Below are 10315 nucleotides of genomic sequence, written 5' to 3' on the forward strand. Positions count from 1 at the left end.
GAAAAGAAAGTCATCCTTGACTCAATCCAGCCACTCTGAGGTATAATGAAAATTCAGCGTCACTTCGCTCCGACAGGTGGCCACTTTCAATCAGAATCAGTGGCCAGATTCATCGGAATATGCATTTCACCTTCTACTACAAAAATCTGCTGTTTTGCATAGAATGAAATTGCCTTTAGAAATTCTTTTGGTTTTTTGTCAATCATCTCTCGAAATCTATCCATTGTATCAGGTGAAGCACTGTAAAAACCCATACCATAACGGTAGGAATCTGGAGAAATTTCAAAGAAATAAGCTGGTGCATCCTTCCAATCCTTGTTTGGTCTTTTAAAGACAATCCACGACCACACCCGGTATCTTGCGAATTGCTTGCACTACTTTACGGGGTTGTTTTGTAGTGATGAAGACATAGGCCCAAACTTTCATCGTCCTCCCTCCTTCTTAGTTAGGTATGTTGCTTACTGTGCCCAGCATACAACCTTTTGTTAACGTGCGGCCCATCCACCGTCAACAGTTACTATAGAACCTGTCATATAAGACGAATCGTCAGAAGCTAGAAAAGCAATGACAGCAGCAATTTCTTGTGGCTTTGCCAAACGTTTCAGCAATGTTTTCTCAACAATATTGCGCCGTTCTTCTTCAGGATTTGTTGAGCTTTGAATAATCGATTCCAGAAGGGGAGTAGAAACGGGACCTGGACAAACGCAGTTCACACGAATGCCCTCGACAGCATGGTCAATCGCCATTGCTTTAGTTAATTGTACAACTCCACCTTTTGAAGCACAATAAGCTGCAATTTCTGATCCGCCAACTAAGCCGAGCTCGGAAGCCACATTGATGATAACGCCACCGCCTTTTTGCTTCATAACCGGTATAGCTGCTCTGCAGCAAAGAAAGACACCTTTCAGATTTACACCTATCAACCGATCCCATTCTGCTTCTGTGGTCTCAGTAACTTTTTTGACAAGTCCTATTCCCGCATTATTTACCAAAACATCCAAGCGGCCATAGGTTTCAACAGTCTTCTCAATCAATGTATTTACCTGGTTCTCGTTGCTGACATCTATCTGGACAAAGATTGCTTCTCCCCTCTGCTTAGTTATATCTCGGACTTCTTGGGAAGCATCCATGATGTCAGCCACAACAACTTTGGCTTCCTCGGCAGCAAAGCGGTTGGCAGTTGCCAAACCGATACCGGATTTTGCCCCTGTAATTATTGTAACTTTATTTTTCAGTCTCATGAAAATTTCTCCTTTAACATTCCTATATTATCCATGACTACTATGCTTCATTGCTACCACAAGCGCATCAACTAATTGTCTGGCATGCAATCCGATTCCGTGTCACCTTTTCTTCCCTTGTAGTAACAGATATATGCTACGTCAGCACTCGCTTCAACCTCGAACGAGCTCTTCGGAGGCACAATGTATTTCTCGTTACGCTTTACTGTTTTCCAATCTTCGCCGGGGAGTTTGACTCTCAGACTCCCTGTGATGATAGTGACGTGCTCTTCTCCAGATTCGTGCAATCATAATGGCTCCCATTTTTGCTTTTTGATTTTAAGTGGTTGGCGAACTCCCGGATATTTCACATTTTCTTCACGGCTTGAACCATAAAGTGAATAGATCTTTCTATCAGCAAGTGATTTAGCTTCCGTGTAAACACAAGCCTGTTGTAGATCCATCTCCTTAAGTCGCATCAAAGACAGACCGAGAAGATATTTACCCAAACCTTTGCGCTGGTGCTCAGGCAACACACAAATTCCTGTGAGCAGATTCTGACTTGTCCAGTGAGACTTGGCTATCCCAGATACTGCTACAATTTGATCACCAAACTCTGCAATAATGTAATCAACATCCGGTTTTCCTATAGTGCTATGGATTCGGTCAGTCATTCTTTTGCGGATTCCTTCCATTAATGGCAACCAAATCAGATCCGAAGAATATGCTGCAAGTACTACCTCCAACACTTTATCTAACTCATCAACGGAAGCAGAACGAAATTTGTATTGTTCTGGTGGTTTGATGTCTACCTGAAGATCATTTAAATTCCAAGTAAACCGCACCCAGATAGTGTTCGATGGTTTCTCGCTCATAACCGAATTCCCTTCCTTTCCAAACTTGTTAATTCCATTTATTCTTCAATCGCCTGCATATATATGTTTAAACATGATGATATTATCGTTATAGAGGACAGTCATGAAATTTATCTTCATTCATCGATCTTATTCTCATCTTGCACGGGCAGTGATCGTCTCCAATCCGTGGCCATGAGGGCTTGTTTCCCTTCTCCTTAGAAGATAAGCGAAGAGAAATCCAATAAAACCAAGGGATGAGAAAATCCACATCCCCAGTGCATATCCTCCGGGATTCTGAACACTTGCACCTGAAAAATCATTTGCCCAGCCAATGAGCAGGTTAAAGCCTGCCAGGCCAATGTTCTGGATCATCGTCATGAGACCATAGGCAGTTCCAAGTTTTGCTTGATTAATAATGTATGCTACTGATGGCCACATGACCGCAGGGATAAGCGAGAAGGCAATTCCCATCATTGCCATGGGAACATACAAAGAGAGCTGAGTATAGGTCATCGTCAGGTATACAGGGATGATCAAGAATGATCCAAACATCATAAAGAGAGAGCGTTTTCCAACTCGGTCAACGACCAATCCAAAGAACGGCGTAAATATCATTGCAAAGAGGGTAAGCATACTGGAGAGGAAACCGCCAAACTCCCGAGTTGTCTCATGAGCCTCCATGAAAAATTTCACTGCAAATGTTTGGAACGGAAATATTGCTGAGTAGAAGGTGATACAAAGAGCAACAATGTACCAGTATGATTTACTGAAGTACAGAACATCCTTGAAAACGACCTTCTCTGTGGGACCCGATTTGCCAAGGGTGTAGACTCTTTCTGCACGAGATTCAAGGATCCAGTATAGGATTGCCCCAACAACGCAGAGAATGCCGAGGGCAACTGAAATCAACAAGGGAAAACGCCAGTTGGTGTAAAACGACCTTGCCCAGGTGGGGGAATTCAGTGCAGCAAATGAACCCAATCGCGCAATGGTAAGATTCACACCGAAAGCGAAACTTAATTCCTTCCCTCGAAACCACTTTGCAATCGCAGTTGTCACCGCTACTATGAGTGATTCTGCCCCAAGTCCAAATATAAGCCTGCCTGCCGCCATCACTTCGAGAGTTCCGGTCGAGGCAGTAACGAATGCACCTGCCAGACAGAGTGTCCCAAAGATGAATGCCGCTTTCCTCGTCCCAATTCGATCAATGATAAAACCGCCAATGAGGACCATAAACACGTTGGGAATGCTGTAGATCGCATTTAGCAATCCAATATTTGCATCGGAAAAGCCAAGTTGACGTTTTAGGACGTCAGCAAGCGGGCTAATGCTATCGTATATGTAGTAGTTCCCAAACATTGCTAAGCTGATGAGAACAAGGACAATCCATCGGTACACTCGTGATGGGTCGAGCCGACTAAGAGTCTTTCCTTGCAGATCTGAGACGGTCATACGCTAATCACCTCTTTGGTTATTAAAAAATATCTAATACTCGTAAATACTATCGAAAAAATTCGTGAGAAATCAAGAAGAGATTTTTGTGTTGAATTTTTATGGGAAAGAAAATAATATTAGGCTTTTAATAGGCAAGGTTCAATGGAGACAAAATCAAGGGGAGCTTTGATTGGTGCTGCATTTCTTATGGCAACTTCTGCCATAGGGCCTGGCTTTCTTACACAGACTGCTGTTTTCACTGATTCCTTTAAGGCTAATTTCGGGTTCGCAATAATTGTATCAATCATTATTGGAATAGGCGCCCAGCTTAACATATGGCGAATTATATGTATCTCAAAAAAAAGAGGCCAGGACATAGCAAACCTCATCCTGAATGGACTGGGACATACAATAGCATTTCTTGTGCTTTTCGGCGGGTTTGCCTTTAATGTTGGAAACATAGCAGGGTGTGCCCTTGGGACAGACGCTCTCCTTGGATTGAATTTAAAAACAGGTGCAGCCATTTCAGGAATTATCGCAATTATTCTTTTTCTCTCAAGAGAACTTGGGAAGGCAATGGATAATTTCACAAAAATTCTTGGTTTTTTAATGATTTTTTTAATATGCATCGTCCTTATAAAAATTGGAACTCCTATTGGGGAAGCTGTAAAAAGAACATTCGCTCCTTCGATTATTCCATTTCTTCCAATAATTACAATGGTCGGCGGAACTGTAGGTGGTTATATTTCTTTCTCTGGTGCTCATAGACTTGTGGATGCAGATATCACAGGAAAGGAAAATCTTAAAAGAATTACAAATTCTTCTCTATCTGGACTATTAATCACTGGTTTGGTTAGGATTCTTTTCTTCTTATGTGTGCTTGGAGTTGTTATTATGGGAGTATCCCTTGATCCAGCTAATCCCCCTGCTTCAGCCTTTATGCTTGGATCAGGTATAATTGGATATAGAATTTTTGGTTTGATTCTCTGGGTAGCAGGAATAACATCTGTTGTGGGATGTTCTTATACATCCATTTCTTTCTTTAAAACTTTATCGTCATATGTAGAAAAAAAATTCAGCACTTTCATCATTGTCTTCATAGTAATTTCAACTCTTATCTTTTTGCTCATCGGGAAACCAGTGAGTCTCTTGATTTTTGCTGGTGCAATCAATGGATTAATCCTTCCTGTTACGCTTGGAGCGATACTTTTAACTTCAAGGAACAAAAAATTATTTCCGGATTACAAGCATCCGATGTGGATGATTATGTATGGAATCATAGCTTTGGGATTTTCGATTTATTCTGCATGGAAATCTTTTGAAGCAATATTTTCACTCTTTGGATAAAACATCAATTTTTATTCCATATTTTTTCATCTTATACCTTAAAACTCTTTCAGATATTCCCAGTTCATCCGCAGCTTTTGTCTGAATCCAGCTGTTTCTTTCAAGAGCATCCAGAATCAATCTCTTCTCCAGAATCTCAACCTGTTCACTCAGGTTGCCTTTATTCTCTTCTTTAAAGATTACCTTATCACTCCCTCTCAAGAAAAAGGGCAAATCAGAAGTTGTTATGATATCACTTCTGGAGAGAATCACAGTTCTTTCAATTATATTTTCGAGCTCTCTTATATTTCCAGGATAGTCATATTTTAAGAGTATATCCATCACTTCTTTCGAAACTGTGCTTATATTCTTTTTTTCTCTGATGTTATATTTTTTTATAAAATGGTCGATTAATAAAGGGACATCTTCCTTCCTTTCTCTTAGAGGAGGAAGATGTACATGAATTACATTCAATCTGTAATATAAATCCTCTCTAAAACTTCCGCTTCTTATACTTTCTTCTAAATTTTTATTTGTTGCTGCGATTAACCTCATGTCCACCTTAACTGGCTCATTGGAACCAAGCCTTTGAATCTCTCTTTCCTGAAGAGCTCTCAATAATTTTACCTGTAAATGAAGGGGAAGCTCTCCGACTTCATCAAGAAAAATGGTTCCTTCTGAAGCTGCCTCAAATTTTCCAATTCTCCTTTTATCAGCTCCTGTATATGCGCCTTTCTCTGCTCCAAATAATTCGGCTTCGATCAAAGTTTCAGGAATTGCTGAAAGATTTACTTTTATAAAAGGCTTGTTGTTTCTGGGGGAAATCTGATGGATTATATTTGCAATAAGTTCTTTTCCAGTCCCATTTTCTCCAGTGATTAAAATATTTGCTTCGCTCTTTGCAGCTATACCAACTAAATTTAATATTTCCTCCATTTTTTTTGAACTTGTAATAAAATTTTCTAATTTAAATTTTTCTGAAATTCTCTTTCTGAGTTCTTCGTTTTCTCTTTTGAGCAGAATTTGTTCTTCTGCTTTTTTTAATACATAAATTAAGTTTTCAAGGTTTATCGGCTTAGTAAGATAATGATAGGCTCCTTCCTTCAATGACTCAACTGCATTCTCTATAGAGCCATAAGCTGTAATCATAATTACAATTGTTGAGGGATTAATGTTCCTTAATTTTTTTAAAACTTCAATTCCGGACATTCCAGGTAATCTAAAATCAAGAAGAACCATATCCACGGAACTTTTCTCAAATAAAGAGATTGCTTTTTCTCCAGATGGCGCTTCAATAACTTTATAATTTCTTTCTTCAAGGAACTCTTTGAGCAATTCTCTCTGAGAAAGTTCATCTTCAATTAGCAATAATTGCATCCCTTACACCTCCTTTTTAGTCGACAGGGTGATGGTTACTGTTGTTCCCTCTCCTTCTTTACTTTTTATATCAATTTTTCCATTATGGGCTTCGATTATTTTTTTTGCGATTGGAAGACCCAGCCCCATTCCTTTCTCCTTTGAAGAATAAAAAAGATCAAACACTCTTTCAATTTCCTCAGGTTTGATCCCTTCTCCAGTATCTTTAATTTCAATCTTAATTTTACCGTCTTTTTCATTAGCTGATATAGAAACTAAGCCTTCCCTTGTTGCTTCAATCGAATTTCTAATCAAATTTGAAATAGCCTGAGATACATAAAAAGGATCCACATTTATATAAATATCAGGGGGGATTAAATTTTCAAATCGAATACTATTCAACTTTTTATCGATTTTCTCTATGTTCTGTTTGATTAAATCCTTGATAAAATCCTTTAAGTTTATCCTGTTTCGATTCAGATTAATTGACTTTGTAAATACAGAAAATTTCTCAATAGTTTCGCTCATTTTTTGAACTTCATTGGTCATGATGTTTATGTATCTCATACAATCATTTTTTAGTCTATCATTGGAATTTTCTACCCGTCTTTTAAGCATTTGAACAGACATACTAATTGAGTTTAGCGGGTTTTTAACTTCATGAGCTACTCCAGCTGATAGGAGAGCTAATTCCTCATACCTTTCTCTTTTTAACTTTTCCTCTTTGAGTTCTCTTTCCTTTTTATAATATCTCTCCTGGAGTTTGTAATTAAAAAATAAACCTGCACCTCCAAGGAAAATTAAAACTAATGCCAGTAAAATTGAGTTTATTTCACTCCTTCTGTAGATGGTTTTCAAGATACTATGAGCATATCCAAATATCAGATAGAGCTGATTATTTTTTTCATCAAAAAAGGGAACTTTTACCTGAACAATTTTTCCGATTGGAGATTCAACAAATTCAAACTTTTTTAATGATTCAACATTTTTTTCTATGGGTAAATATCCTTCATATTTTGAACTCCATAAAAGAACATTTCCTTTTTTATTTAAAAGAGCCATGTAGATTAAATCACCTGCTTCTGTGAGTAAATCTAAAAGATGCTGAAAATCTACTCTTTCTCCAGGAGATCTGTAAGAAGATTCCAGGGAAAGTTTAAGAAAATCTCCCAGAGAGAGACAGTGTTTTGCAGACAGATTTTCCAATTCTTTGTAAGTTTTTTGCCTGCTGAAATAAGAATAAAAAGAAAGGGCAACTATAAAAATTATCAAAGGAATTGCAAAAAAAATTTGCTTTTTAATTTTGTTTGTATCTCCTGTTCACATGCGATCTTTGTGATGTCTTTCCATTCCTCTCCACATGGGAAATCCTCTTTTATCCCTCAATATCATAATACCTTCCATTCTCTCACGCTTTATTTCCCTCGCTATCATTCTCCTTTCATTTTTATCATCTTTAACAAGAGAGCCCCACACAGAAATCTTTTCTCCCTTCATGAAAGGATTTTCAATAAACCATATGGGAGCAACTTGAATCAGGTATTCCTCTTTTTTGCTTTTGTCAAAAATTTTTAACTCGATAAAATTTTCTTTTCCTTTTTTATATTCTGCTTCGAGAATCTCTTTTATTTCGCCGTCTATTTTTATCTGTTTATCAACTTTATAATAATATCTTTCTTCTGCAGATAGAGAAAAAACAATTAAAATTATTAAAATGACAAAAATTAGATTTTTCATATGTTTAAAATATTTTAATTATTTGCTTATTTCTTTTCAATTTCAAAAGCAAGTTAAGTTTCATAGTAGGATAATCTATTTTTAACTATTCTGAGCAGGAAGGGTGGCCAAGAAACCGAAGGTTCCTGAAAACCATTTCAGAAATTTGATGCGATTCCAATCGAAAAGATATTATCATCATATTTGAAAAATAAATCGTTGGAATTGTTCCTCAATGAAATGAAAGTCCCCATAACTCTCAAAAATCTAAATGTTTTCTCAACGCTTAGTGAAAAATAAGAATAATCATCTTTTCTGAATTTATCTGCAGAAATTAAATTTCCCTCCAAATCTAACACAGGGACCCCATCAAAGTTTCTGCGGGAATATTGACCTTCTCCCTGAAATAAAAAACCTTTAGGAAGGATAAGCTTAAATCCAGCCATAATCTGATTGCCCTCAAAAGTATATTCATCATAAAAAGGGTTCTCTAAAAGATAATAGTTTAAATAATCAGAATATCTTCCTCCCTGTGTGAGATTAAATTTACCAGAATATTGAATAAAAACTCCTAAATTATCAAGAATCGATTGGGAAACCCTGCCTGATAGAAGAAATTGAGTAATACTGTTTCTACCCTCTACATAATATCTTCTCATTCCCATATGCTCCTGTTGTCTCCACTGAGTGGAGTGCCTCCCCTGTCCCATTCCTCCCATTCCAGCTCCCATACCAGAGTAATAACTCTGTTGATAATAATCAGTGGTGAAATCCTGCTCTAAATCTCCTAAATATCTTTTCACTCCAAATCCAGACTCTATTCGTAAAGCAGTTTTTGTTCTTAATGACTTAATTAGCTGAAATGAAAAATAGTTTTCAAAGTAATTGTAAAAATCATCGTTGTAATTTCTGTATCTCAATAAATAGTAAATTTTTCCCAAAGTGGTTTCATTGAAGGAATAGTTAAGTTCTCCTGAGCCAAGGAGTTGAAAATAGCTGAACTGTTTAAAATCTTCCCTGAATGAGGAAAATTTAACATCACTGCTTATGTTCAAAAAGCTTTTCTCGCTTATTCCTTTCGAATAAGATCCACCTATAATGTGATTATGATTTGTAAGGGGTGTATTTTCAGCAAAGTAATTGAGACCTCCATTGTAATAAAATTCTAACTCATCTGAATTGCGATAACTTAAATCAAAAAAAGCAGAAGAAACTTTGTCAGGCTTAGAAACATAGTATTGAAAAACATTGTTCAGGACAATCTGTTGAAATCCAAATTTGGTAATCCATTTGCTTTTTTCTTCCTCAGAAAAAGAGGGAAGAACCAAAAGAAAAAATAAAATGTATGTAAAAGTTACTCTTCTTTTAAATAATGTTTTAATTCTTTCCATCTTTTCTCCTTTTAATATCTTATAACTTCAATATTATTCAATTCAACATTTTAGTCCAAGGTATCAGGTTTGACACCAATACTTTCTTGGTCAAGACTACAGTGAACGCTTAAAATAAATAGACGTAGGGCCCCCGAATCAATCCATGAAACAAGTTCATGACAAGATTCGGGGAAGGGTTGCCCTACAAAGAAAATGCCAACTTATTTAGGCCGCTCACTATAATTTAGTCTTGACCCAAGGACTCTCCAATCAACTTCTACCCATTTTCATCTTTTGCAGTAATGCGCCTGAAGAAGAACCACAGCCTCCATGATTTCCATTTCCATGATTTCCCATGTGACTGTTGTTATTCTGGTTGTGATTTCCATGGTTACCATTGTTTCCATGGTGGTTATTATGCTGGTGATTATTTCCATTCTTGCAGTTCTGATTATGATCCATATGATGTTCTCCTTTTTGCCCTTGATGATTTCTTGATTGATAGTGGTCACAGATTCCATCTCCATCATTATCAATGAACATAGGACCTTGGGTATTCTGTTTTTTTATTTTTTGTGCTTGAGCTTCAGCAGAGCTTACAGAAAAGAAAAGGAAGAAGATAAACAGTAATACTACAGTTAGAGTGCTAACTAATTTAGATAACCTCATTCTAAAACCTCCTTTCATTAAATTTACTTTCATATATAAAAATAAGCAACTGTCATGCCAAAATCAGGAAAAATTAATATAACTTGTTGATAAATAAAGAAATAATTAAAAATTCTTTCTAAAAATTATCCTCTAAATTCGTAAAAATTGTCGAAAGTACATTTTCTATTCGACAAAATTGTAGGTTTAATTTTAACTAATACAAGCGCAATATATAATTTGTAGGGCAACCCTTATAGTTATTTCATATGATTAGTACTCTTTACTTGTTAATATCTTTAGTTATAATTCTTTCTCAGGAGGTTTTGATGGAAAGAGACCAGAAGAATGAGAGAATAGAGAGGTTGATGAGTAAAGGGTTAGA

General features: G+C 36.7%; 11 protein-coding genes. 1 reads left to right on the forward strand and 10 read right to left on the reverse strand.

Going from position 1 to position 10315, the window contains the following annotated elements; all coding sequences use genetic code 11:
* Positions 1-86 precede the first annotated feature (86 nt).
* From AB1410_11470 to AB1410_11490, 5 genes are all read right to left on the reverse strand, one after another.
* Positions 87-350, reverse strand: a complete 264-nt coding sequence (locus AB1410_11470; GenBank protein ID MEW6457318.1) for a DUF2461 family protein — start codon at positions 348-350, stop codon at positions 87-89.
* A gap of 135 nt (positions 351-485) precedes the next feature.
* Positions 486-1241, reverse strand: coding sequence for a glucose 1-dehydrogenase (locus tag AB1410_11475; protein ID MEW6457319.1), 756 nt, complete (start codon positions 1239-1241; stop codon positions 486-488).
* 71 nt (positions 1242-1312) lie between these two features.
* A complete protein-coding gene (locus tag AB1410_11480; protein MEW6457320.1) occupies positions 1313-1528 on the reverse strand; it encodes a pyrimidine/purine nucleoside phosphorylase in 216 nt (71 codons plus the stop codon).
* Positions 1529-2095, reverse strand: a complete 567-nt coding sequence (locus tag AB1410_11485; GenBank protein ID MEW6457321.1) for a GNAT family N-acetyltransferase — start codon at positions 2093-2095, stop codon at positions 1529-1531. It abuts the gene before it with no gap.
* A 135-nt stretch (positions 2096-2230) separates the two neighbouring features.
* Complete coding sequence (locus AB1410_11490; protein MEW6457322.1) at positions 2231-3436, reverse strand: MFS transporter; 1206 nt, start codon at positions 3434-3436, stop codon at positions 2231-2233.
* Positions 3437-3673: 237 nt separating this feature from the next.
* Between AB1410_11490 and AB1410_11495 the strand changes: the two genes are divergently transcribed.
* Complete coding sequence (locus AB1410_11495) at positions 3674-4858, forward strand: NRAMP family divalent metal transporter (GenBank protein MEW6457323.1); 1185 nt, start codon at positions 3674-3676, stop codon at positions 4856-4858.
* Here AB1410_11495 and AB1410_11500 read toward each other — a convergent pair.
* The 5 genes from AB1410_11500 to AB1410_11520 form a co-directional block, all read right to left on the reverse strand.
* Positions 4844-6214, reverse strand: coding sequence for a sigma-54 dependent transcriptional regulator (locus AB1410_11500; protein ID MEW6457324.1), 1371 nt, complete (start codon positions 6212-6214; stop codon positions 4844-4846). The two genes, AB1410_11495 and AB1410_11500, sit on opposite strands and share 15 nt — an antisense overlap.
* Before the next feature lie 3 nt (positions 6215-6217).
* Positions 6218-7465 carry a HAMP domain-containing sensor histidine kinase gene (locus AB1410_11505; GenBank protein ID MEW6457325.1) on the reverse strand — a complete coding sequence of 416 codons (1248 nt, stop codon included), beginning with the start codon at positions 7463-7465 and terminating at the stop codon, positions 6218-6220.
* A 48-nt stretch (positions 7466-7513) separates the two neighbouring features.
* Complete coding sequence (locus tag AB1410_11510; GenBank protein ID MEW6457326.1) at positions 7514-7930, reverse strand: hypothetical protein; 417 nt, start codon at positions 7928-7930, stop codon at positions 7514-7516.
* Between the two features lie 137 nt (positions 7931-8067).
* Complete coding sequence (locus AB1410_11515) at positions 8068-9300, reverse strand: hypothetical protein (protein MEW6457327.1); 1233 nt, start codon at positions 9298-9300, stop codon at positions 8068-8070.
* Between the two features lie 252 nt (positions 9301-9552).
* Positions 9553-9951, reverse strand: a complete 399-nt coding sequence (locus AB1410_11520) for a hypothetical protein (GenBank protein ID MEW6457328.1) — start codon at positions 9949-9951, stop codon at positions 9553-9555.
* Positions 9952-10315 lie beyond the last annotated feature (364 nt).

The sequence above is a fragment of the Acidobacteriota bacterium genome (assembly GCA_040756905.1).
GTDB lineage: Bacteria > Acidobacteriota > Aminicenantia > JBFLYD01 > JBFLYD01 > JBFLYD01.

Excerpts from the sequence above, each read along its gene's own strand:
- AB1410_11475 (MEW6457319.1), bottom strand. The coding sequence starts at position 1,241 with ATGAGACTGAAAAATAAAGTTACAATAATTACAGGGGCAAAATCCGGT.
- AB1410_11485 (MEW6457321.1), bottom strand. The coding sequence starts at position 2,095 with ATGAGCGAGAAACCATCGAACACTATCTGGGTGCGGTTTACTTGGAAT.
- AB1410_11490 (MEW6457322.1), bottom strand. The coding sequence starts at position 3,436 with ATGTTTGGGAACTACTACATATACGATAGCATTAGCCCGCTTGCTGAC.
- AB1410_11495 (MEW6457323.1), top strand. The coding sequence starts at position 3,674 with ATGGAGACAAAATCAAGGGGAGCTTTGATTGGTGCTGCATTTCTTATG.
- AB1410_11500 (MEW6457324.1), bottom strand. The coding sequence starts at position 6,214 with ATGCAATTATTGCTAATTGAAGATGAACTTTCTCAGAGAGAATTGCTC.
- AB1410_11510 (MEW6457326.1), bottom strand. The coding sequence starts at position 7,930 with ATGAAAAATCTAATTTTTGTCATTTTAATAATTTTAATTGTTTTTTCT.
- AB1410_11515 (MEW6457327.1), bottom strand. The coding sequence starts at position 9,300 with ATGGAAAGAATTAAAACATTATTTAAAAGAAGAGTAACTTTTACATAC.
- AB1410_11520 (MEW6457328.1), bottom strand. The coding sequence starts at position 9,951 with ATGAGGTTATCTAAATTAGTTAGCACTCTAACTGTAGTATTACTGTTT.